Source organism: Glutamicibacter protophormiae (assembly GCF_014647495.1).
GTDB lineage: Bacteria > Actinomycetota > Actinomycetes > Actinomycetales > Micrococcaceae > Glutamicibacter > Glutamicibacter protophormiae.
On the sequence record NZ_BMPH01000006.1, the window covers coordinates 26,994 to 50,458 of the forward strand.

The window sequence follows — 23,465 nt, forward strand, 5'->3', positions numbered from 1 at the left end:
CCCCAACGCTTCCAAGCACCAACCAATGAAGGACGACACCGTGAGCCAGACTCCCGAGCAGCCCCAGCCCGCCGCCGCCCCGCACGGAGCCGACGCCCGCCGAGGCCCGTTCCGCGTGGGCGACCGCGTGCAGCTGACCGATGAAAAGCGCCGCATCAACACCATCACCCTGCAGCCCGGCGGGGAGTTCCACACCCACAAGGGCGTGCTGCCGCACGAGGACATCATCGGCCTGCCCGAGGGCTCGGTCATCGAGAACGCCGACGGCTTCCGCTACCAGGCGCTGCGCCCGCTGGCCAAGGACTTCGTGCTGTCCATGCCGCGCGGGGCCACCGTGGTCTACCCGAAGGACGCCGCGCAGATCGTGCAGTTCGGCGACATCTACCCCGGCGCGCGCGTGGTCGAGGCCGGCGTGGGCTCCGGCGCGCTGTCCATCTCGCTGCTGCGCGCGGTGGGGGACGCGGGCTACCTGCACTCCTTTGAGCGCCGCGAGGAATTCGCGGACATCGCCCGCGGCAACATCTCCACCGTCTTCGGCGGGGAGCACCCGGCCTGGCGGATCTCCCTCGGCGACTTCCAGGACCGCGTGGTCCAGCTGGAGGAGCCGGGCAGCATCGACCGCGTGGTGCTGGACATGCTCAGCCCCTGGGAGTGCCTGGACGCGGTCGCCACCGTGCTGGCCCCCGGCGGGGTGTGGACCAACTACGTCTCCTCGGTGACCCAGATGTCCCGCGTGGTGGAGGCCATCCGCGAATCCGGCCAGTTCACCGAGCCCGAATGCTTCGAGACCCTGGTGCGCGGCTGGCACGTGGACGGGCTGGCCGTGCGCCCGGACCACCGCATGGTCGCGCACACCGCGTTCCTGATCACCACCCGCCGGCTGGCCGACGCCGCGGACGGCATCCCGAAGGCCAAGCGCATCAAGGAGCACTCCTACTCGGACGAGGACTTGAGCGCCTGGACCCGCGACCACGACGAGAACGAGTGGACCGCGCAGGCCCTGGGCGAGCGCGGGCTGTCGGACAAGAAGCTGCGCCGCGCCGCGCGCGACGCGAACCAGTCGGTGCGCGTGCGGGCCGCCCACGCCGAGGGCGCAGAGCAGGACTAGCCGCGGCAGGCGGTCCGCCATTTGAGATTCTTCATCTCACATGGTGATCCAGCGGCCCCGGGGGCGCTGTCCCCGGGGCCGTTGTCCGTACGATGGAAGTAGCCGCACGCTCCGGTGGCCGCGGGCGGCGGGAACAAGTGTTGGGAGATGTATTGTGAGCGAAAACCTCGAAGCGCAGCAACTGGCGCAGCGCCTGCAGATGACCGAACGCCAGGTCAACGTGCTGCGGGACAAGAACCGGGCGCTGGACAAGCAGCTGGCCGGGATCGGCGGGAACAACCAGCGGCTGGTCGCGCTGCTGGAAACCACGCGCGAGCAGATCATCACCCTCAAGGCAGCCCTGGAGCGCGACGGCGACGCCCCCTTCAGCTACGCCACCATCACCGCCAAGCACCCGCGCCGGCATCCCGAGCCCGGGCTGGGCATCGAATCCACCGCGATCCAGGCCGTGGACGTGATGTACTCCGGGCGCAAGCTGCGCGTGACAGTCTCCCCGCTGCTGGACTTCGAGAAGCTGCACGTGGGCCAGCAGGTGCTGCTCAACGAGGCGCTGGTGGTCATCGCCGGGCTGGGCTACGAGGAAACCGGCGAGCTGGTCACCATCAAGGAGCTGCTGGAGGACCACCAGGCAGTGGTGATGGCCCGGGCCGACGACCAGCGCGTGATCACCCTGGCCCAGCCGCTGCGCGAGGAGCACCTGCGGGTGGGCGACCAGCTCACCGTGGACTCCCGCACCGGCCTGGGCATGAGCCGCGTGCACCTGACCGACATGCAGTCCCTGGTGCTGGAGGAAGTCCCGGACATCGCCTACTCGGACATCGGCGGGCTGAACTCGCAGATCGAGGCGATCCAGGACTCCGTCGAGCTGCCCTTCGCCCACCCGGAGCTCTACCGCGAGCACGGGCTGAGCGCCCCGAAGGGCATCCTGCTCTACGGCCCCCCGGGCTGCGGCAAGACCCTGATCGCCAAGGCGGTGGCGCATTCGCTGGCCCAGCGCGCCGCGGAGCGCAACGGGGCGGGCAGCACCCGCAGCTACTTCCTGAACATCAAGGGCCCGGAACTGCTGGACAAGTACGTCGGGGAAACCGAGCGCCACATCCGGCTGATCTTCGCCCGCGCCCGCGAAAAGGCGCTGCACGGCGACCCGGTGGTGGTGTTCTTCGACGAGATGGAATCGCTGTTCCGCACGCGCGGCACCGGCGTGTCCTCCGACGTGGAAACCACCATCGTGCCGCAGCTGCTCGCGGAGATCGACGGGGTGGAGCGCCTGGACAACGTGATCGTGATCGGCGCCTCGAACCGCGAGGACATGATCGACCCGGCCATCCTGCGCCCCGGCCGGCTGGACGTGAAGATCAAGATCCGCCGGCCGGACGCCGCCGGCGCGGTGGAGATCTTCGGCAAGTACCTCACCACGCAGCTGCCGATCCACGCCGCGGAGCTGGCCGCCGACGCCGACGCGCAGGCCACCATCGATCGGATGATCCGCGGGACGGTGGAGGCCATGTACTCCACCGCGCAGGTCAACGAGTTCCTGGAGGTCACCTACGTGACCGGCGATTCGGAGATCCTCTACTTCAAGGACTTCGCCTCCGGCGCGGTGATCCACAACGTCGTGGACCGCGCGAAGAAGCACGCCATCAAGGCGCTGATCACCGATGGCGAGCGCGGGCTGAAGATGGAGTACCTGCTGCGCGCGGTGCGCGAGGAGTTCGCCGAGCACGAGGACATGCCCAACACCACCAACCCGGACGACTGGGCCCGCATCTCCGGGCGCAAGGGGGAGCGGATCAGCAACATCCGCTCGCTGGTGAACCAGCGGGCCGCCAAGTGAGCGCCCGCCGCCTGGTCGGGCTGGAAACCGAATACGGCATCATCCGCCCCGGCATGCCCAAGGCCAACGCCACGGTGCTCTCCGCGCAGATCGTCGACTCCTACGCCCAGCTGGTGGCGCAGGGCGATGCGCGGGTCCAAGGCGCGCGCTGGGACTACGCCGACGAATCCCCGCTGCAGGACGCGCGCGGCTTCGCCATGGACCGCGCCGCCGCCCACCCCAGCCAGCTCACCGACGTGGAGCCGGCCCAGCAGGAGGGCATCTGGACCGCCGAGTCCATCGCGCTGTCCGGCAACGACGCGCGCATCGGCTCGACCCTGTACCAGGAGAAGGACACCACCGACGTGGTGATGAACATGGTGCTGGGCAACGGGGCCAGGCTCTACGTGGACCACGCCCACCCCGAGTACTCCAGCCCCGAATCCACCTCCCCGCGCGCCGCGGTGCTCTGGGACCAGGCCGGCGACGAGGTCATGCGCCGGGCCGCGGCCTCGGCCCAGGCGCTGGGCGGCGGGCAGCTGCTGCTGTACAAGAACAACACCGACAACAAGTCGGTCTCCTACGGCGCGCATGAGAACTACCTGGTGCCGCGCGCCGTGGAATTCTCCGACCTGGTCGCCGGGCTCACTCCCTTCTTCGTCAGCCGGCAGATCTTCTGCGGGGCCGGCCGCGTGGGCCGTGGCATGCTCGGGGAACGCGCCGAATTCCAGGTCTCCCAGCGCGCGGATTTCTTCGAGGCGGAGGTGGGGCTGGAAACCACCATCAACCGCCCGATCATCAACACCCGCGACGAGCCGCACGCGGTCTGGGACAAGTACCGGCGGCTGCACGTGATCATCGGGGACGCGAACCTCGGGCAGGTCTCCACGCTGCTGCGGGTGGGCACCACCAACCTGGTGCTCAGCCTCATCGAGGCCGGCCTGGCGCCGAAGCTTGAACTGGAGGACCCGGTGGCGGCGCTGCAGCAGATCAGCCACGACCCGAGCCTGAAGACCGCGGTGCGGCTGCGCGGCGGGCGCCGCCTGACGGCCATCGAGATCCAGCGCGAATACCTGCGGGCCGCGCAGGCCTACTGCGCGCAGCGCGGCATCGAGGACGCGGACACCGCCGAGATCCTGCAGCGCTGGGAGGGAATCCTGGACCTGCTGGAGCGCGACCCGATGCTGGCCGCCGACCAGGTCGACTGGATCGCCAAATACCGGCTGGTGACCTCCTTCGCGGACCGCCACGGCCTGGGCCTGGACGATCCGCGGATCGGGCTGATGGACCTGCAGTGGGCGGACCTGCGCCAGGACAAGGGCCTGTACTACCGGCTCGCCGCGCGCGGGGCCATGCAGACGCTGTTCACCCAGGAGCAGGTCAACCAGGCGGTCGCCGCCCCGCCGGAGGACACCCGCGCCTACCTGCGCGGCATGACGCTGCAGCGCTACGCCCCCTACGTCATCGCGGCGAACTGGGATGCGCTGACCTTCGCGGTGCCCGGGGCCCGCAGGGTGAACCGCGTGTTCCTCTCCGAGCCGCTGGGCGGATCGCGCAAGGACGTGGGCCGGCTGTTCGACGCGAACCTCGAGATCGACGAGTTCATCAACAAGTTGGCGCCGCGCGCCTAGAACGAGCAGAATAAGAATCACTGCCGGTGCGTATTTCACGGCAGCCGCATTTGAAGCAAAGGAGAGGCCCATGACGCAGGAAAGCTTTTCGTCCCGCAAGCAGCACGAGACCCAGGAGCATGCCGAGCAGATCCAGGTCAGCACCACCGGCCAGTCCGCCGGCGTGGACGACCTGCTCGATGAGATCGACTCGGTGCTGGAATCCAATGCCGAGGAATTCGTCCGCGGCTTCGTGCAGAAGGGCGGCCAGTAGCCCCACGGGCTGCAGCCACCATCCATAGGCGCCGCCGGCGCCGCAGCTGAGGGGAAGTACTTTTTCAGTGGATCGCAGAATCTTCGGCCTGGAGACCGAGTTCGGGCTCAACTACGTGCCGTCCGACGGACGCCGATTGACCCCGGAAGACGCCGCCAGGCACCTGTTCCGTCCGATCGTGGCCTGGGGCCGCAGCTCGAACGTCTTCCTGGAGAACGGCTCGCGCCTGTACCTGGACGTGGGTTCCCACCCGGAGTACGCAACCGCGGAGTGCGACCAGCTGCTGCAGCTGATCGCCCACGACCGGGCCGGCGAGGCGCTGATGCTGGACTTGGTCGACCAGGCCGAGGACCACCTGGCCGAGGAAGGGCATGAGGGCAAGATCTTCATGTTCAAGAACAACGTGGACTCGGCCGGGAACTCCTACGGCTGCCACGAGAACTACCTGATCCCGCGCAAGATCGAGTTCAAGCGCCTGGCCGACATGCTCATCCCGTTCCTGGTCACCCGGCAGCTGCTGTGCGGCGCGGGCAACCTGGTGCAGGTGGACGACGAGACCCGGTACGTGTACTCGCAGCGCGCTGACCATATGTGGGAGGGCGTCTCCTCGGCGACCACCCGCTCCCGCCCGATCATCAACACCCGCGACGAACCGCACGCCGACGCGGAATACCACCGCCGGCTGCACGTGATCGTGGGCGACTCCACGATGAGCGAAACCACCCAGCTGCTGAAGATCGGCGCCACCGACCTGGTGCTGCGGCTGATCGAATCCGGGGAGATCTACCACGACCTTCGCCTGGAGAACCCCATCCGCTCCATCCGCCAGGTCTCGCACGACTTCACCGGCCAGACCGTCGTGCGCCTGATGGGCGGGGACGAGCCGACCGCGCTGCAGATCCAGTGGGTGCTCTTCGAAGCGGTGAAGGAATTCGTGGCCCGCCACGGCGCCCACCACGACCGCGTCGAGCAGATCCTCGAGCTGTGGGAACGGGTGCTCACCGCCATCGAGGCGCAGGACTTCTCCACCATCGACACCGACATCGACTGGGCCATCAAGCGCAAGCTGCTGCTCGGGTACGCGCAGAAGAACTCCCTGGAGCTCTCCTCGCACCGGTTGGCCCAGCTGAACCTGACCTACCACGACATCGATCCCGCCCGCGGGTTGTTCCACCTGCTCAAGAAGCGCGGACTGGCCACCTCCGTGGTGTCCGACGAGCAGATCCGCGACGCCGTGGTGAACCCCCCGGCCACCACCCGCGCCGCGCTGCGCGCCAAGTTCATCCGCGCTGCCCGCGCCACCGGCCGGCGCTACAGCGCCGACTGGGTGCACATGAAATACGAGGAAGGCTCCGGCGGCATCGTGCTGGCCAAGGACCCGTTCGCGATCACCAATCCGCAGGTCGACGAGCTGATCCGGATCATGAGCCAGCCGGTGTAGTGAGCTGGCGGAAAGACTTTTCACAGCAAGCGGAACTAGGCTTGGATGCAAGCGCATTCCGCTGACACCCAGGTTCGCCACGCAATTTTTTGAATTAACAGAAGAACGAAAGTAGATTCGTGCGCAAAGTTTTGGCAGCAGCCGCCACCGCTTCAATCCTCGCCCTGGCCGCCTGCGGTTCGTCCTCCGGCAGCGACCTGTCGGACATCAAGGTCACCCCGGCCAAGGATGCCAGCACCGCTCCCGAGGTCAGCATCGACGCCCCATTCCTGACCGAGAAGGACGAAGCGGTCAACGTGGTCAAGGGTGACGGAGCCGAGATTAACCCGGAGGACACCATTCAGGTGAAGTCCGGTATTTACAAGACCATTGACGGCAAGCTGGTTAATGAAAACTTCACCGGCCAGGCCGCGCCGATGGTGCTGAACGACCAGTTCAAGCAAATTATGCCCTCGCTCTACGACGTGCTGATCGACGGCCACGTCGGTGACTGGATCGCTTATTCTCCCATTGAAACCACGGATGCCAACGGAACACCGAAGACACCGGAACCGGGCACACGTTCAAATCAGATCATCGTGATGACCGTGGAGAAGAGCACTCCGACCAGCACCAAGCTCTCCGAAGAGGAGACCGCAAAGCTGAAGAAGGAAGGCAAGCTGCCGACCGTCAGCTTCAAGGACAAGCAGCCGACCATCGCCATCCCGAAGGACGTCGAGGCGCCCAAGGGCCTGGTCGTCGACGTGCTGGAGCAAGGCACCAAGGGCGAAGCCGCCACCGAGACCTCCACGGTCAAGGCCAAGTACCTGGGCGTCACCTACGCCGACGGCAAGGAATTCGACGGCAACTTCGACGCCGAGGCCACCCAGTTCGGCCTGAACCAGGTCATCAAGGGCTGGACCCAGGGTCTGACCGGACTGAAGGCCGGCTCCAAGGTCATGCTGACCGTTCCGGGCGACATGGCCTACGGCGACCCGGCCCCAGCTGGAAAGCCAAGCGGAACCCTGGTGTTCTACGTAGAATTGACCGAGGTATCCGCCGCGGCCGGCTAACAGCCAGCCGGACAACGAATATAGAAAGGCCGTGAATATGTCGTTCGGAGAACGCAACTACGACCGCACCAAGCCGGAAATCGACTTCCCGGGCACCGACGCACCTACCGAACTGGTCATCACCGACCTGGTCGAGGGCACCGGCGCCGAGGTCACCCCCGGCACCACCGTCCAGGCCCACTACGTGGGTGTCGCCTGGTCCACCGGCGAGGAGTTCGACTCCTCCTGGGGCCGCGGATCGACCCTCGACTTCCCGGTCGGCGTCGGCATGGTCATCCAGGGCTGGGACCAGGGCCTGCTGGGCATGAAGGTCGGCGGCCGCCGCCGCCTGGAGATCCCTTCGCACCTGGCCTACGGCGAACGCGGCGCCCCGGGCGCCATCGCGCCGAACGAAGCACTGATCTTCGTGGTTGACCTGATGGGCACCAAGTAGCCAGACCGCTTGACGCAAAAAGCCGTGGCCCCGACTTCTTCGGGGCCACAGCTGTCTTAAAAGTCTGCGGTCAGCACCAAAAATCGCTAGGGTTATCTCGTGAGCACAAAGCAATCTTCAGGACCGAGCAAGGCTGAGCGCCTGACCAGCCTCATCTACGCGTTGGCCACCACGCCGCGGAAATTCACCACCGCAATGATCGGGGAGTACCTCACCCCTGAGGGAAGCGACGCCGCCCGCGAAAAATCCGTGGAACGGCTGCGCGAGGAAATCCGCAACGACTTCGGCCTGCGCCTGATCGCTGAAGAGGTCGACGGCGAGACCCGCTACGGCATCGACACCAGCGACTGGTTCCTGCCCGAGGTCGCCTTCACCCCGGCCGAATCGGCGATGATCTCCCTGGCCGCGAGCCTGTGGAAGGATTCGAAGCTGCAGGCCCTGGGCCTGAAAGCAGCCGCGCGGATCACCGGCTCCAGCGTCCCCGCCCCGGTCGCGCCATTCGCCGGCTCGCTGCTGCCGCGGCTCTCGCTGGACGCGCCGAACTTCCGCGAATGCGCCCTGGCCGTGTTCAACCGCAAAACCGTCAAATTCAGCTACGTCACCGCCGGCAACGTCGAATCGACGCGCGAGGTGGACATGTGGGGGATCGGACAGCGCTTCGGCAACTGGTACTTCACCGGCTTCGACCACACCCGCGACGCCCAGCGGGTCTTCCGCCTCTCGCGCGTCAAGGGCAACTTCAAGACCACCATCCGACGCGGCGGCACCAGCAGCGCCGGCTACCGGCCGCGCCCGGCGGACTTCAGCATGTCCCAGGTGCTGCTGGACTTCGACCTGCGCAACCCCGGACATCTGGCCACCGTGGAGATCCGCGACGACGCGGCCACCCCGCTGCGCGTGCGCGCCCTGAACGGCGCCTCCATCCAGAACCCTTTGCGCATCGCCTACGCCGACCCCGAATCCTTCGCCGCAGAACTGGCCGCCTACGGCCCGGCGGTCAAGGTGCTCGAACCGGCGCCGCTGGCCGATCAGGTCGCTGCCACGCTGCGCGCGGCCCGCGACGCCCAGGCCCAGCTGGCCGCTGACCCCAGGATGCATGCCGCGTCCTTCCGGCCGCAGCGCGCCACCGGACGCGGGACCACCGCGTCCCAGGTGCTGCGCAACATCGACATGATCCAGTACGTGGTCTCCCACGGGGTGGTCCAGGTCCAGGAGCTCGCCGAGCGCTACCAGATGCCGGTGGACAAGGTCCGCGAGGAACTGGCGATGATCATGATGTGCGGTGTTCCCGGAGGCCAGCACGACGAGCTGATCAACGTCAACGACGGCGATTTGGAGGCTGATACCGTCACCATCTCCAACGCCGCGCTGCTGGCCGAACCGCAGAAGCTCGCGCCGCTGGAGGCCGTCGCCGTGCTCGGCGGGCTGAACGCGCTGGCCAGCATCCCCAAGTTCGAGCATCGCGAGGTGCTGGAGTCCGCGCTGCACAAGATCAACGCCGCCGTGGCCCGTTTCGAAGGCTGGAACGGCTCGCTGGGCTTCGCCCTGTCCCAGGTGCGCGAACACGACATCCCCTCCCAGCTGGTGGACGCAGTGCTCGGCTCCCAGGTGCTGTCCATCGACTACTATTCAGCCCACTCGCAGGCCCACCAGCGCCGGGAGGTGGAGCCGGTGCGGCTGGTGGAGGACGGCGCGACCCAATACCTGCGCGCCTGGTGCCGCACCCGCGAAGACCTGTTGACCTTCCGCGTGGACCGCATCCTGGATGCCAAGGCCACCGGCGAGGTCTTCGAACGGGGGCCGCGCCACCGCGACGACGAGGAACTGGACATGCGCTACCGCGGTTCGGCCGAGGACCTGCAGGCGGTGCTCTACGTGGACGACGAGGAGCTGCCGGCGGTGGAGTCCTTCCAGCCCACGGAATGGTCCAGCTCGAAGATCGGCAGCGGCTACCTGGCCAAGGTGCGGATCTCTTACGATCTGGTGCCCGCGCCGCTGGTGGCACGTCACGGCGGTAAGATTGCAGTGATCTCTCCCGACGCTACGCGTGAACGCGTGCGTGAATGGTTGGACGAAGCTATCCGGATGTATGAGGATAAATAAATGCTCCCTTGGTGGTTCTGGACCTTGCTGTGGACGGTCCTCGTCCTGGCAACCCTGCTCTGCGCGGTGCTGGCCGGCTTCCGGCTGTTCCGGCAGGGCATGAAGGTGTTCGACACGCTGGGGGAGGCCTCCGAGCAGCTGAGCGCCGAATTCGCCAAGCCCGGCACCGTCGTCGACTACGCCCCGGCGGGCCGCCGCTATCCGCACGGCACCGAGGCGACCCACGCCGATCCGCGGAAAATCAAAAATCTCGTGCGCAAGGGCAAGGCCGAACGCATCGAAGCGCGGCGGGTCCGCCGCGTGGCGCGTCGCACCGAGCGCGGACAAGCGCAGAACATGCAGGACTTGGGCCTGTTCTAACGTAGACTTGAAGTTGAGAGAAGGGAATCCACATGGGTGGCTTGCAGGGATGGCACTTGGTCATCATTATCGTTTTGGCTCTGCTGCTTTTCGGAGCACCGAAGCTTCCAGGACTGGCGCGTTCAATGGGCCAGTCGCTGCGCATTTTCAAGTCGGAAGTCCGCCAGATGAAGGACGACGACCCTAAATCGGAGACCATTGACGGAACCGTCAATGACTCGAATCCCAACGAAAAGAACAACTCGTAGACCTTTTCAGTGGGAACTAACGCAAAGAAGACCCCGCGGACCAAGAAAAAGCGGGCAAAAAACGACGAAGGGCGGATGTCTCTCAAGGAGCATCTCGTCGAGGCTCGCAACCGGCTGTTCAAGTCGCTGATTGCCCTGGCGCTTGGCACCATCGCCGGTTTCTTCCTCTACGACCAGCTGCTTGCGCTGATCATCGCACCCGTGAACGCCGCGGGCGGATCGGTCAATTTCACGGCCGTCATGTCGCCGTTCGACATCATGATCAAGGTCGCGTTGTTCGTCGGCCTGGTGGTTTCCTCGCCGGTCTGGATCTACCAGATCTGGGCTTTCATCGTCCCGGGGCTGAAGAAAAAAGAGCGCCGCATGTCGATGGCCTTCGCCGGCGTCGCGGTGCCGCTGTTCCTGTTCGGCGTGGCCATGGCGTACTTCATCCTGCCTTTCGCGCTGCACTTCTTCATCGGGCTGACCCCGGAGAACTCCGAGATCCTGGTCACCGTCGACAACTACCTGCCCTTCGTCTTCAGGCTGCTGCTGGCCTTCGGCCTGGCCATGCTGGTGCCGGTGCTCATGGTCGGACTGAACATGGTCGGGGTGCTGTCCTCCAAGGTGATCCTGAAGAACTGGCGCATCACCGTGTTCCTGATCGCCCTGGTTGCCGCGATGGCGGCCCCGGGCGGCGACGCGATCACGATGTTCGCGCTGGCCGGACCCCTGTTCATCACCTTTGCCGCAGCCACCTTGTTCTGCTTCATCAATGACAAGAAACGCGCCAAGAAGCAGCGGATCCAGGATGCGGAGAACGAACGGCTTGCCTCCGGCGCCATGTCGGATATCGACGCGCCAAGCACCATCGAGGAACCGAACTCCCAGCTGTAGCCGCCGCTGCGGCGCCCACCACCACCTTGTGTGTTCGGATAGCGGCTGACACCGCGTCCAGAAAGTGAACGGCCACCTGTGACTTCCCCTGCGGAACGCTACGCGAATTCCAAGGCGCGCCAGGTCGAATTCGGCACCAGCCTGCCGGACTTCCGGGCAACCCTTTCCTTCGACCTGGACCCGTTCCAGGCCGAAGCCTGCCGCAAGGTGGCCGAGGGCCACGGCGTCCTGGTGGCCGCTCCGACCGGAGCCGGCAAGACGGTGGTGGGGGAGTTCGCGATCTTCCAGGCCATGGCCGAAAACCGCAAGGCCTTCTACACCACCCCCATCAAGGCGCTGAGCAACCAGAAGTTCACCGAGCTGGTCAAGGTCTACGGCCCGGAGCAGGTGGGGCTGCTCACCGGCGACACCTCCATCAATTCCGAGGCGCAGATCGTGGTGATGACCACCGAGGTGCTGCGCAACATGCTGTACGCGGATTCGCAGACGCTGGACGGGCTGGGCTACGTCATCATGGACGAGGTCCACTACCTCGCGGACAAGTTCCGCGGCGCGGTCTGGGAAGAAGTGATCATCCACCTTCCCTCCAACGTGCAGATCATCTCGCTGTCCGCCACGGTCTCCAATGCCGAGGAATTCGGCGGTTGGCTGGATACCGTGCGCGGGGACACCGACATCATCGTCTCCGAAGTGCGGCCGGTGCCGCTGTTCCAGCACGTCATGGTCGGCCCGAACCTGGTGGACCTGTTCGCCGAGGACGTCGCCTTCGACAAGGTCGCCGAGGGCGACATCAAGGCCAGCGTGAATCCGGAGCTGCGCAAGCTCGTACGCAGCCACAGCCACAGCCCCGGCGGCCGCGTGCAGCGCGGACGGGGCCGCGGTGCTCCACGCGGGCCGCAGCGCGCCCCCGGGCTCAGCCAGCGCGTCTCCCGCTCTTCGGTCATCGCCAGGCTCGACCGCGCCGGGCTGCTGCCGGCGATCTTCTTTATTTTCTCCCGCAAGGGCTGCGACATGGCCGTGCAGCAGTGCGCCATGGCGGATCTCCGCCTGACCACCAACGAAGAAGCCGCGCAGATCGCACAGGCGCTGGACGAGGTGGCCTGCAGGATCCCCAACGAGGACCTGGACGTGCTGGAATTCTGGAGCTGGCGCGACGGGCTGGTCCGCGGCTTCGCCTCCCACCATGCCGGGCTGCTGCCGATCTTCAAGGAAATCGTCGAGGACCTGTTTGCGCGCAACCTGGTCAAGGTCGTGTTCGCCACCGAAACCCTGGCCCTGGGCGTGAACATGCCGGCCCGTTCGGTGGTGCTGGAGAAACTGGTCAAGTTCAACGGCGAATCGCACGTGCAGATCTCCTCGGGTGAATACACCCAGCTCACCGGGCGCGCGGGACGCCGCGGCATCGACGTGGAGGGCCACTCCATCGTGCTGTGGAACCCTGACATGGAACCCGAAGCGCTGGCCGGTCTGGCCTCGCGCCGCACCTACCCGCTGAACTCCTCGTTCCGCCCGACCTACAACATGTCCACGAACCTCTTGGCGCAGTTCGGCCTCGAGCAGACCCGCCAGATCCTGGAAAGCTCCTTCGCCCAGTACCAGGCCGACCGCTCCGTGGTGGGCATGGCCCGGCAGGTGCGTTCCAGGGAGGAGTCGCTGGCCGGCTACGCCAAGTCCATGGAATGCCACCTGGGCGACTTCACCGAGTACCTGAAGCTGCAGCGGGAGCTGGCGGCGCTGGAGAAGACCGCGGCGAAGTCGCGCCGGCATGAGCGCCGTTCGGCCGCCGAACGCTCGCTGCAGGCGGTTATCCGCGGCGACGTGGTGGACCTGCCTGGAGGGCGTCGCTTCGGCCGCGCCGTGGTCGTCGCCCTGGACGAGGCGATGTACAACCCGCGGCATACCGTGCTGACCGAGGAGGGCCAGCTGCGCCGGCTGTCGGCCGAGGACCTGAACGGTCCGCTGCAAATCGTCTCGCGCATCCGGATCCCCAAGGGTTTCACCGGAAAGAGCCCGAAGGAGCGGCGCGACCTGGCTTCGTCGTTGCGCAACGCGATCTACGACCACCGTCCGCCGCGCCAGGACGCGCAGAGCTTCGACTTCGAGGGTGCGGACTCCTTCGAGCGCGAGATCGAGAAGCTGCGGCTGCAGCTGCGCGACCACCCGTGCCACGCCTGCTCCGAGCGCGATGACCACATGCGCTGGGCCGACCGCTACTGGAAGCTGAAGAAGGACACGGAGAAGGCCCGGCGCAACATCCGCGGCCGCACCAACACCATCGCCACCCAGTTCGACAAGGTCTGCAAGGTCCTGGAGCAGTTCGGCTACCTGCTGCCCAGCGAGGACGGGGAGGACTTCAGCATCACGGACTCCGGTCGGCGCCTGCGCCGTATCTACGGCGAACGCGACCTGCTCACCAGCCAGGTGCTGGAAACCGGCAAGCTGACCGGGCTCAAGCCCGAGGAGCTGTGCGCCGTGGTCGCCTTCCTGGTCTACCAGGGACGGCGCGACTACGACCGGCCCGACCCGAAAATGCCCACCGAGAAGATCGCCGACATCTTCACCCAGACCATCAACATCTGGGGTCCGCTCTCCGATGCCGAGGAAGCCCTGGGCCTGAACCCCACCGCCCCTCCGGAATCCGGCCTGATCTGGCCGATGTACAAGTGGGCGCGCGGCTCCAGCCTGAACAGCGCGCTGCGCGGCACGGATCTGGCCCCGGGCGACTTCGTGCGCTGGGCCAAGCAGGTCATCGACACCCTGGACCAGTTCGCGAAGAACACCGACCTGCCCCCGCAGCTGGTGCGCGGAGCCTACCAGGCAGTGGACAGCATCAAGCGCGGCGTCGTCGCCTATTCGAACGTGCTGGACTAGCGCCGCACCCGCAGAGTTTATTCGCGCCGGGCTCGCCCCGGCGGCGTGGAATGAAAAGGAAGTTAGCACATGGCAAAAATCCTGTACCGCAACGGTTCGGTGTATTCGGCCGCGGACCCGTTCGCGACCTCGATGGTTGTGGACGGCGACACCGTGGCCTGGATCGGCGGTGAGGAGGCTGCCGACCGCCACGCGGAGCACGCGGACGAGGTCGTCGACCTGTACGGCGCGCTGATCACCCCCGCCTTCGTGGAGTCCCACACCCACCTGGCCGCACTGGGCCGCACCCTGGCCGGCGCCGACCTGGGCACCGCCGACAGCGCCGCCGCGCTGCTAGCCCTGGTCTCCGAACGCGCCCGCGCTTCGGCCTCGCTGGTGCTGGCCCAGGGCTGGGACAACTCCTCCTGGGCCCAGCCTGAACTGCCCGGCGAGGCGGAGCTGACCTCCGCCGCCGGCGGACGCGGCTACTACCTGGTGCGCCGCGATGTGCACAGCGCCCTGGTGAACCGGAAGCTGCTCGATGAGCTGGAACTGGGCGACATCGCCTCCGGCGTGGTGCGCGGCGCCGAACACGACGCGGTGCGCGAGGCCTTGGCCGGCACCGCGGCGGAGGCGGACTACCAGCGTCTGGCCCTGGAGCACTACGCCTCGCGCGGCTTCGCCACCGTGGTGGAAATGGCAGCCCCGCAGCTTGAAGGCCGTGCCGTGCTGGATGAGCTGCTGTCGCTGGATCATGCAGAGCTTCCGCAGGTCTACGCCTTCTGGGGCGAACTGGTCTCCGACGCCGGGCGCGCCGACGAGCTGATGTCCAGCTTCCCGGCCGGCCGCGTGCTCGGCCTGGGCGGCGATCTGCGGGTCGACGGCTCGCTGGGCAGCCACACTGCCTACCTGCGCGAAGACTACGCCGATGCGCCGGGCACCCGCGGCAACCTGTACCTGAGCCGCGAACAGATCGCGGAGCATCTGGTCGCCTGCAGCCAGCGCGGCATCCAAGCCGCTTTCCACGTGATCGGCGACGGCGCGCTGGACACGCTGTTGGACGCCTTCGACCTGGCCGCCGGTCGCATCGGCACCGCCAAGCTGCAGATGTGCCGACACCGCATCGAGCACGCCGAGATGGTGGACGAGGCGGCCCGCCAGCGCCTGCTGCAGTATTCGATCATGGTCTCCATGCAGCCGGGCTTCGACGCCGCCTGGGCCGGCGAGAACGGCATGTACGCCGCCCGCCTGGGGGAGCGCGCGCAGGGCATGAACAACCTCTCCGCGATGCTGTCCTCCGGCGTGCCGCTGGTGCTCGGCTCCGACGCCCCGGTCACCGAGGTGGACGGCTGGAAGATCGTGCGCGCGGCGATGAACATGGCGGATGCCGACGCCCGCATCTCCGCCCGCGCCGCCTTCCTGGCCCAAACCCGCTCGACCTACCGCGCGATGGGGGAGAGCAACCCGCTGGCCGGCCAGCTGGTCATCGGCGCCCCGGCGACCTTCGCCGTGTGGAGCGCCTCGGAACTGGCCGTGCAGACCCCGGACGTGCGCATCAGCTCCTGGAGCACCGACGCCCGCGCCGGCACCCCGATGCTCCCGGTCGTCGACGAGCAGATCCCCGCCTGCCTGCGCACCGTGCGCGCCGGGCGGATCCTGTTCGACCAGTTGGAAGCAGCGGCGGGAGCCTCCCTTTAAGCCGCGGCACCGGTGTCCGAAAAAATTCGCAACATCTTGTCTGACTTGAAGATATTGGACGAAGATTGTGGTCACCAGTTGGTTGACAGGCTGGGTGGGTCACCCATTAGGCTGTACTAAGCGCCTCTTCGTGATGCACCCAGCTTTGTATTCGAAACGACGCAATTTGAATAGCGATCCCCGGTGACCTTAGATAACATTTCCCGAGTTTTCCAACCTGTGAAATAGGGCCGAAGTCACTGGGGATCGTTGCGTTTTCCTGTGTCTGGGGCGATGCCCGCTGTGCCGGGTGAGTATACTTTGAATTTGGATCAGCCCTCATAACGCAGTATTCCGGGCATACCCCCATGCCCCGCGAGGGCTCATTGCAGCCGTTAACCTAGAAAGGTGCCGCCGAGTGCGCGTCATTACGATCATTCCGACCTACAACGAACTGGAATCCCTCCCGCTGACGGTCGGAAGGCTCCGGACTGCCGTTCCTGACTCGGACGTACTGATCGTCGACGACAACTCGCCCGACGGCACCGGCGAATTGGCCGACAAGATGGCCGCCGAGGACAGCAATATCCACGTGCTGCACCGCACCGGCAAAGATGGCCTGGGCGCCGCGTACATCGCCGGGTTCGAGTGGGCCCTGGCCCGCGACTACGACGTGTTGGTCGAAATGGACGCCGATGGCTCGCACATGCCCGAGCAGCTTCCGCGCCTGCTGGAGGCCAGCGCCGCCGGAGCAGACCTGGTGATCGGCTCGCGCTGGGTCAAGGGCGGCGAGGTCGTGAACTGGCCGCTGCTGCGCAAGATCATCTCCCGCGGCGGCTCCTTCTACTCCCGCACCATGCTCGGCTTGCCGCTGCGCGACATCACCGCCGGCTACCGGGCCTTCAAGCGCCAGACCCTGGAGGAAATCGACTTCGATGCGGTCGAGTCGCGCGGCTACGGATTCCAGGTCGACATGACCTTCCGCGTCGCCATGATGCGCAAGCGCATCGTCGAAGTTCCGGTGACCTTCGTGGAACGCGAATTGGGCGCTTCGAAGATGAGCGGCAACATCGTTTTCGAAGCCATGTGGAACGTGACCCGCTGGGGCCTGGGAGCCCGCTGGAAGAAGCTGACCTCGCGCAAGTAGCGTCTGCCCAACAAACCACTCGCGGCGTCCGCGAAGCCCAGACTTCGCGGACGCCGCGTTGTTGTGTCCGGCTTCGCCGGCGCTTAAATGACTGCGGGGCCGGTTCCCTCCTGTTGCAGGAGGGAACCGGCCCCGCGGCATCGATGCTGTCTAGACGGCCTCGCCACGCGCGGTGCGCAACTGGGTCAGACGGTCGGCCAGAATCTTCTCGAGTTCTTCTTCGCTGCGGCGTTCCAGCAACATGTCCCAGTGAGTACGCACGGGCTTCTCATTGCTGGCTTCCTCGGCCTTGGCCTCCCCATGCACCAGCTTGGCTTCCTTGCCGGTCTTGGTGGCCCAAGTTGCAGGGATCTCTGCCTCGGCGGCAAAGACGATGAAGAGGGTTTCACCCTCTTCGGTACGGTATTCGACGCGCTGACGGGCAGCCGGCTCCACACCTGCCTCAGATTCCATGCTCTGTGCACCCAGGCGCATGCCTCGTAGGCTGCGATCGCTCATGTTTTCCCTCCGCGATGTCTAAAAAATTCGCTACACGTACCAACGTTTGGCGCGCTGAAATAATTCCGTCTCAAGTGGCGGAAGAAAATTCTTTACACCAAAACATCCATTATACGCGTCTGCGGCGAGGTGCAAGCTTCGCACCTCGCCGCAGCGTGGATATTGACCTGTTCGGGTCAACGCGGAATCAGATTCCGTCGGTGGAGCCCGGGTTCTTGGCGGTTCCCGTTCCGCCCAGCGCGCCGCCGATTCCCTTGAGCGCTTCGGTCAGCTCGCTCGGGATCACCCACAGGGTGTTCGAGGTGCCTTCGGCCAGCTTCGGCAAGGTCTGCAGGTACTGGTAGGCCAGGAGCTCCTGGTCCGGTCGGCCGGCATGGATGGCGTCGAATACCTTCTGGATGGCCTGGGCTTCGCCGTCGGCCCGAAGGATCGAGGCCTGGGCATCGCCCTCCGCCTTGAGGATGGACGCCTGGCGCTTGCCCTCGGCGGTCAGGATGTCGGACTGCTTGGTGCCTTCCGCCGTCAGGATCGCGGCGCGGCGGTCACGCTCTGCGCGCATCTGCTTCTCCATGGAGTCCTGGATCGACAGGGGAGGATCGATGGCCTTCAGCTCGACGCGCGAGACACGGATGCCCCACTTGCCGGTGGCCTCGTCCAGCACCCCGCGCAGCTGGCCGTTGATCTGGTCGCGGCTGGTCAGGGCCTCTTCCAGGTTCAGGCCGCCGACGACGTTACGCAGCGTCGTGGTGGTCAGCTGCTCCACTGCCTGGATGTAGTTGGCGATTTCGTAGGTGGCCGCCCTCGGCTCGGTGATCTGGAAGTACACCACGGTGTCGATGGAGACGACGAGGTTGTCCTCGGTGATCACGGGCTGCGGCGGGAAGGACACAACCTGTTCGCGCAGATCCAGCAGCGGGAGCAGCCGGTCCACGAAGGGAATCAGGATGGTCAGACCCGGATTGAGGGTGCGGTTGTACTTGCCGAGGCGTTCCACAATGCCTGCTCGTGCCTGGGGCACGATACGCACACTGCGTAGTAGCACGACGATCACGAAGATCGCCAGAACGACAAGGACGATGGTCAAGCCAAAGCCATTACCGGTCATGGTTTGTACTCTCTTTCCTTGTGCTTGAGTGATAAATCGATGGGGCGGCAAGCTGCCGCTGCGGATTAGTTTTCCGGGGCCAGGGGCGCCGGTTCAAGATATGCGGTGGCTCCCTGCACACGCCGGACCACCGCGTAGGTACCGGGCATCATGGTGGGGGAGTTCGCCTCGGCGCGTGCGGTCCAGATCTCGCCATGGATCTTCGCAGACCCGGACAGGCGCGAGGTCGGCTCCAAGATCAAGGCGTCCTCGCCAATCAGGCGTTCGATATTCGTTCGGAATCCCTCGGGAGATTTCTTCAGATGCCGCACCGCTATGGGCCGGACCAGCAGGATCATCAGCAGGGAAACAACGCAGAAGACGACAACTTGAAGCCACATGGGGCCGCCCGAGAGGGCGACGGCGACGCCGCCGAGTGCGCCTACCCCGAGCATGATGAAGTACAGGTCGAGCGACAGCATCTCGATGATCGCCAGCAGCAAAAACACCGCGAGCCAGATGACCCACGCGTTGCTGATGATCCATTCGGCCGTTGTCATGGCATCCACCTTTGCTCAAATTGATCAATGGCCCGTTGCGAGTGGCCTTTTCTCCATTCTGCCGTAATCAGCGAACGAAAAGTGTAGTCATTTTGGGGTATTTTCTAGCCCTGCGGGACGAATAAATGTACGTCGAAGGATGCTGTTACGGTGCGCCGGCCGAGCGCGTCGGCTTTGGCGCGCAGGACCTCTGCGGCCAGATGGTGCCCGGCAGGCCCCATGAAGGCCAGATTAAACAGGTCCTCGGGTTCCAGCTCCATCTGGTACTTGATGTTGCGGGAGCTCAGATGGGTCAGCTGCTCAGCGCCGAATTTCTCGACCAGGGATTCCTGCTTGCCGCCGGCGATCGAAAGCATGTCCAGCGGTTCGCGGACCTCTTCCAGATGGTCGGCGGCCCCGGTGACCACCAGGCACAGGCCCCGCGGGCGCAGCACGCGGCGGAACTCCGCAGGGTTGTGCGGCGCAAAGCAGTTGAGCACCACGTCGCGTGATCCGTCGCCGCTGGGGATGGCCCGCCAAACGTCCCAGACAACCGCGAGCGTATCCGGCAGCTTGGCGGCCCGGCGCATGGCGAACCGGGAGATGTCCATGGCCAGCGCGTCCTTGCGCGCCGCCGGATGGCGGTCCAGGATTTCGCCAAGGTAGTAGCCTGTGCCGGCGCCGGCATCGATGATGTCCAGCTGCTGGGCAGTGTGGTGCCCGGCGACCAGGGCGGCGAGCTCGGCGGCCAGCTGGGCGTAGTGCCCTCGATTTTGGAAGGCCTCGCGGGCCAGCACCATGGGCGAGGTGTCCTCGAGGAAATTCGTCCCCTTGCCGGTCAGGAAGTTGAAGTAGCCCTGTTTCGCCGCGTCGAAGCGGTGGCCCGCCGGGCAGGCCAGTGTGCGGCGCGGTTCGCTGGACAAGTCCAAGGCGCCTTGGCAGACGGGGCAGAGCAACGTGGTGGCGTCCGGCATCAGAATCCCAGTGCTTCCTTGGCGGAGGCCACGGACAGGCCCTGGTGGCGCCACAGTTCGGTCTCGTTGATCAGCGAGCGGGTGGCCGCCTTGTCGATGTAGACGGTCCCGTACAAGTGGTCGGTCTCGTGCTGCACGATCCGGGCCTGCCAGCCGGAGAATTCACGGACCACCGGGTTCCCCTCGCGGTCCTCGTAGCTGGCTTGGATGTCCGCCGGGCGGGTCACGACGCCTTGGAATCCGTCGAAGGACAGGCAGCCTTCGTAGAATTCGGCGGTGCGTTCCCCACGCTGCTCGTATCGCGGGTTGAAAATCTCGAAGTACTCCAGCGGTTCGCGCTCGCGTTCGGCCGCCATGTCTTCGGGCAGGCTGTAGAGGTCTTCCAGCACCGCGATCTGCAGGGGAATACCAATTTGCGGGGCGGCCAGGCCGACACCCGGAGCGGCGTACATGGTTTGGCGCATGACCGACAGCAGCTCGTCGAGCAGTTTCCCCGGCAACTGCCCGGTGTAGCGGACAGCCTGCTGACGCAGCACCGGGTGGCCCAGCTGGACGATCGGCACCACGTTGTTCTCTGCCGTGCCGAGCACGCCGGCGACGAGGATCTCGAGTTCTTCGGGGGAGTAGGTGATGCTCATGCTCAGAGGCCCATCCGTTCAAGTTCAATGAATTGCAGCTGGGCCAGGCGTGAGGCCAGCCGGTCGCGTTCGGTGTCGTGCAGCGACGAGCCCAGGTGTTCGAGCCCGTCGGCGGTATACAGGTGCAGCTCGATGTCGCGGTCGTAGAAGATGTCCAGCACGTTCGCCAGACGGCGCTCCTCGTCCATGGGCAAGTCCCGGGTGGCCGGAACTGCGGTGATATGCCAACGCGTGAATCGTCGGACCAGCTCCAGATAGTCCGCCGTGTTGCGCCGGGTGCCGCACAACTGGTCAAAGCCGATCCAGATGGATTCATCCGCCACGTAGGCCGGGCCGATCTCGTCGTATCCGATCCGGATCATTTCTCGCCGTGCGGTGCTTGGCTCGGCGGTGACGCCCACCGACAGGGTGCCCGCTCGGTACCCCCGGTCGCAGGCCTCGCCGTCCACGGCCAGAGTACGGTAGTCGACGGATCCATCGAGTTCGAAAACGGTGAAGTTCTCGCGGATCGAGGCGATGGTCGGCTGGACCAGATGGTGGAAGGCGTCATCGTCCAGCAGCCGGTCCGGCTCGTAGTTCGAAGTGGCCACCAAGAAGATCGAATGTTCCGCACAGTACTTGACCAGCCGCACCATCAGCATCGCGTCGCCGGGCTCGGTGCAGTGGAACTCGTCGAAGACCAGGATCTTCAACCCCTTGAGCTCGCGTTCCAGCCCTTGGCTGAAGATCGCGCCGAGGCGTTGCCCGGGCACACGGTTTTTGGGGGAGTTCAGGTTCTGGAAGAACTCGTGGAAGTGGAATCGCGCGGTGGTTTGCCGAGGCGAAGAGGCAACCAGCGCATTGATGATCAGCGTTTTGCCGCGTCCCGGCGGGCCGTAGATGTAGGCTCCATGGTGTTCGTCAGAGAACCTGCTGGCGGCTGCGGAGCTGAGAATCGAGATCAACCGCTTCTGCTGGGTGTCGGGCGACACCTCATGGTCTTCGATATTCCGCAGGATCCGAGCCTCGAGCTCCCTGGCCGGTGCTGTTATCGGGGGCAAAGAAGGCATAGGTAAATCTTCCCATCTGCCGCGGTGTTGGCCAATTTACGTGCCCCGGTCCACGCCATAAGCGGCCGAGAGCACCACGAAAGCCACGGATAAAGGAAAACAGCAGGTCAAAACGCGTATTGAGTTCTTCGAGTTAGATGATTTATTCGGGGGAGCAGTCTGTGCGCTGGAGGGGAAGGCGGTAATTTCTGAGATCTCCGGGGTGAACCTATCGCTTTATTCGCTTGCATGACCATAATGGACTCACTTGCGAACGGGAAGCATGTAGCGGCTCCGGGAAAGTCCCGGGCGCCAAGCGGATGATTGGGAGCGTGTGTCATGACCAGCGAACCTGTGGTTGAACCGATGCGCGACCAAATCATCGACGGCGACTTGCTGGACATGTCCGTATTGGTACTGAAGACGCTTTCCGATCCGGCGAGGTTGCAGATTCTGTGGGCCTTATGCCAGGAGGATCGCACGTTGTCCGAGCTGGCCCAGCAGGTTGGCGTGACGCCGACAATTGCGAGCCAGTTGCTGACGCGGCTTCGCACGGCTGGCGTCCTGCAAACGCGTAAGTCCGGCCGCCACATGATCTATTCGATGCGTGATGAGCGTGCGCGTGAGTACATCCGCCAGACGCTGGACTTTGCGCGGTACCGCATGGAGCAGCAGGCTGACGGCGAAGCTTCGTGACACGCTGTCGCTGATGTGGTCCTGTGATGCGATTTCAATGAAAAACACCCACTTTCCGGGACATTGCAAATAAGCCGATAATCTACATTATGTAAAGTTATGGAAATCTGGCGGTCCCCGACCGTCTGCTGGCTGATGGTTGACCTGCATGTGCAAGCATTCTTTGACGATGCCTGCGCTCAATGGATTCACCCCGGTAGGGATTGACCAGTGGTGACGATCCAGCGTTGTCGATAGATAGCCGGGCCGGAGCGATCCAGAGCCGTCCCGTTCACCATCTCCGCATGAGGATTGGTCTGTCACGTTCAGGAATACGCTGATCGCTGGTAGGTCAGGATGGCGACGCCGGTCGGCGAGATCAGCGAGTCTGACAAGATGAAGTTCCTGCGGTGGTCGTCATTTGCGAAAAGTCGTTTTCCCGAGCCGAGGATGACCGGGTACAGAAGCAACGTATACGCATCGATCAAGTCATTTTTCGCCAAGGCTTGAAGCAATTGGCTCGAACCGAAAACGACCAGGTTTCCGTTGCCCGATTCACGCAACTTGCGGACTGAGGCCACCAGCTCTCCCCCGAGGCGCTGACTGTTGATCCATTGGAGCTCGCTGGCGCTTTGGGTGACAACATACTTGCGCATTCGATTCATGGCCGCGATGGCGGGGTCTGCTGTGTTCGCCTGCGACCAGGCCTCGGCGAAGATGTCATAGGTCCTTCAGCCTAGTAACATGCCAGCCGCGGAAATCGTGGCCTTTTGCATGACTTCGTCGATGGTGTCATCATTCGTCGTTGCGGCCCAACCTCCGGCCGTGAATCCTCCATCACGGTGTTCTTCCGACGATAATGGCGCTTGCATGACCCCGTCGAGACTGACCCAATTCATGGCAACGATGCGACCCATTTCACGTCTCCTCTGGACAGAGTTGGTCTGCAGCTTTCCACAAACTTTGCGGCGTCACCAGGCGTTACCAGTGAATGTTCTTCAGACCCTGTCTGGGTTCAGAAGGTTGCTGTCCGACTG

23 protein-coding genes are annotated in these 23,465 nt (G+C 65.1%); 15 read left to right on the forward strand and 8 right to left on the reverse strand.

Annotated elements, in window-relative coordinates:
- The first annotated feature begins 25 nt into the window (after positions 1-25).
- The 14 genes from IEY43_RS08615 to IEY43_RS08680 all read left to right on the forward strand — a co-directional run bounded on the left by IEY43_RS08615 (position 26) and on the right by IEY43_RS08680 (position 16,992).
- Positions 26-1,108: a tRNA (adenine-N1)-methyltransferase gene (locus tag IEY43_RS08615; RefSeq protein ID WP_188948200.1), complete on the forward strand. Its 1,083-nt coding sequence runs from the start codon at positions 26-28 to the stop codon at positions 1,106-1,108.
- A 199-nt stretch (positions 1,109-1,307) separates the two neighbouring features.
- A complete protein-coding gene (gene arc, locus IEY43_RS08620) occupies positions 1,308-2,942 on the forward strand; it encodes a proteasome ATPase (protein WP_188948362.1) in 1,635 nt (544 codons plus the stop codon).
- Positions 2,939-4,552, forward strand: a complete 1,614-nt coding sequence (gene dop, locus IEY43_RS08625) for a depupylase/deamidase Dop (RefSeq protein WP_188948201.1) — start codon at positions 2,939-2,941, stop codon at positions 4,550-4,552. Before arc ends, dop begins: the two co-directional genes overlap by 4 nt.
- A 70-nt stretch (positions 4,553-4,622) precedes the next feature.
- Positions 4,623-4,805: a ubiquitin-like protein Pup gene (locus IEY43_RS08630; RefSeq protein ID WP_188948202.1), complete on the forward strand. Its 183-nt coding sequence runs from the start codon at positions 4,623-4,625 to the stop codon at positions 4,803-4,805.
- A 67-nt stretch (positions 4,806-4,872) separates the two neighbouring features.
- The gene (pafA, locus tag IEY43_RS08635) at positions 4,873-6,246 is read left to right on the forward strand and encodes a Pup--protein ligase (RefSeq protein ID WP_188948203.1); all 1,374 of its coding nucleotides are present in this window, start codon (positions 4,873-4,875) and stop codon (positions 6,244-6,246) included.
- Positions 6,247-6,365: 119 nt separating this feature from the next.
- Positions 6,366-7,298 (forward strand): FKBP-type peptidyl-prolyl cis-trans isomerase, encoded by a 933-nt coding sequence (locus IEY43_RS08640; RefSeq protein ID WP_188948204.1) that lies wholly within the window; start codon positions 6,366-6,368, stop codon positions 7,296-7,298.
- A 37-nt stretch (positions 7,299-7,335) separates the two neighbouring features.
- Positions 7,336-7,731 (forward strand): FKBP-type peptidyl-prolyl cis-trans isomerase, encoded by a 396-nt coding sequence (locus IEY43_RS08645; RefSeq protein ID WP_188948205.1) that lies wholly within the window; start codon positions 7,336-7,338, stop codon positions 7,729-7,731.
- A gap of 99 nt (positions 7,732-7,830) precedes the next feature.
- Positions 7,831-9,834, forward strand: a complete 2,004-nt coding sequence (locus IEY43_RS08650) for a helix-turn-helix transcriptional regulator (RefSeq protein WP_188948206.1) — start codon at positions 7,831-7,833, stop codon at positions 9,832-9,834.
- Positions 9,835-10,194 carry a hypothetical protein gene (locus IEY43_RS08655; RefSeq protein ID WP_188948207.1) on the forward strand — a complete coding sequence of 120 codons (360 nt, stop codon included), beginning with the start codon at positions 9,835-9,837 and terminating at the stop codon, positions 10,192-10,194. It abuts the gene before it with no gap.
- 32 nt (positions 10,195-10,226) lie between these two features.
- The gene (gene tatA, locus IEY43_RS08660) at positions 10,227-10,442 is read left to right on the forward strand and encodes a Sec-independent protein translocase subunit TatA (protein ID WP_047119106.1); all 216 of its coding nucleotides are present in this window, start codon (positions 10,227-10,229) and stop codon (positions 10,440-10,442) included.
- A 9-nt stretch (positions 10,443-10,451) separates the two neighbouring features.
- The gene (gene tatC / locus IEY43_RS08665) at positions 10,452-11,318 is read left to right on the forward strand and encodes a twin-arginine translocase subunit TatC (RefSeq protein ID WP_229777335.1); all 867 of its coding nucleotides are present in this window, start codon (positions 10,452-10,454) and stop codon (positions 11,316-11,318) included.
- Positions 11,319-11,396: 78 nt separating this feature from the next.
- Positions 11,397-14,189 (forward strand): DEAD/DEAH box helicase, encoded by a 2,793-nt coding sequence (locus tag IEY43_RS08670; protein ID WP_188948208.1) that lies wholly within the window; start codon positions 11,397-11,399, stop codon positions 14,187-14,189.
- A gap of 69 nt (positions 14,190-14,258) precedes the next feature.
- Positions 14,259-15,866, forward strand: a complete 1,608-nt coding sequence (locus tag IEY43_RS08675) for an amidohydrolase (protein ID WP_188948209.1) — start codon at positions 14,259-14,261, stop codon at positions 15,864-15,866.
- Positions 15,867-16,263: 397 nt separating this feature from the next.
- Positions 16,264-16,992, forward strand: coding sequence for a polyprenol monophosphomannose synthase (locus tag IEY43_RS08680; RefSeq protein WP_188948210.1), 729 nt, complete (start codon positions 16,264-16,266; stop codon positions 16,990-16,992).
- Positions 16,993-17,142: 150 nt separating this feature from the next.
- On the opposite strand, the gene IEY43_RS08685 is transcribed toward IEY43_RS08680, so the two are convergent.
- From IEY43_RS08685 to zapE, 6 genes are all read right to left on the reverse strand, one after another.
- Positions 17,143-17,490, reverse strand: coding sequence for an RNA polymerase-binding protein RbpA (locus tag IEY43_RS08685; RefSeq protein WP_188948211.1), 348 nt, complete (start codon positions 17,488-17,490; stop codon positions 17,143-17,145).
- A 187-nt stretch (positions 17,491-17,677) separates the two neighbouring features.
- The gene (locus IEY43_RS08690) at positions 17,678-18,595 is read right to left on the reverse strand and encodes an SPFH domain-containing protein (protein WP_188948212.1); all 918 of its coding nucleotides are present in this window, start codon (positions 18,593-18,595) and stop codon (positions 17,678-17,680) included.
- 65 nt (positions 18,596-18,660) lie between these two features.
- On the reverse strand, positions 18,661-19,134 hold the full coding sequence (locus tag IEY43_RS08695; protein WP_188948213.1) for an NfeD family protein: 474 nt from the start codon (positions 19,132-19,134) through the stop codon (positions 18,661-18,663).
- Between the two features lie 104 nt (positions 19,135-19,238).
- The gene (locus IEY43_RS08700) at positions 19,239-20,087 is read right to left on the reverse strand and encodes a putative RNA methyltransferase (protein WP_188948214.1); all 849 of its coding nucleotides are present in this window, start codon (positions 20,085-20,087) and stop codon (positions 19,239-19,241) included.
- Positions 20,087-20,725: a peptide deformylase gene (locus IEY43_RS08705; protein ID WP_188948215.1), complete on the reverse strand. Its 639-nt coding sequence runs from the start codon at positions 20,723-20,725 to the stop codon at positions 20,087-20,089. The genes IEY43_RS08700 and IEY43_RS08705 overlap by 1 nt, the downstream gene beginning before the upstream one ends.
- A gap of 2 nt (positions 20,726-20,727) precedes the next feature.
- Complete coding sequence (gene zapE, locus IEY43_RS08710; protein ID WP_188948216.1) at positions 20,728-21,774, reverse strand: AFG1/ZapE family ATPase; 1,047 nt, start codon at positions 21,772-21,774, stop codon at positions 20,728-20,730.
- Between the two features lie 318 nt (positions 21,775-22,092).
- On the opposite strand from zapE, the gene IEY43_RS08715 reads away from it, so the two are divergent.
- The gene (locus IEY43_RS08715) at positions 22,093-22,449 is read left to right on the forward strand and encodes an ArsR/SmtB family transcription factor (protein WP_188948217.1); all 357 of its coding nucleotides are present in this window, start codon (positions 22,093-22,095) and stop codon (positions 22,447-22,449) included.
- Between the two features lie 305 nt (positions 22,450-22,754).
- Here IEY43_RS08715 and IEY43_RS08720 read toward each other — a convergent pair whose 3' ends face one another.
- Positions 22,755-23,084 (reverse strand): dihydrofolate reductase family protein, encoded by a 330-nt coding sequence (locus tag IEY43_RS08720; RefSeq protein ID WP_188948218.1) that lies wholly within the window; start codon positions 23,082-23,084, stop codon positions 22,755-22,757.
- Between the two features lie 75 nt (positions 23,085-23,159).
- Complete coding sequence (locus IEY43_RS08725) at positions 23,160-23,345, reverse strand: hypothetical protein (RefSeq protein ID WP_188948219.1); 186 nt, start codon at positions 23,343-23,345, stop codon at positions 23,160-23,162.
- Positions 23,346-23,465: the final 120 nt, after the last annotated feature.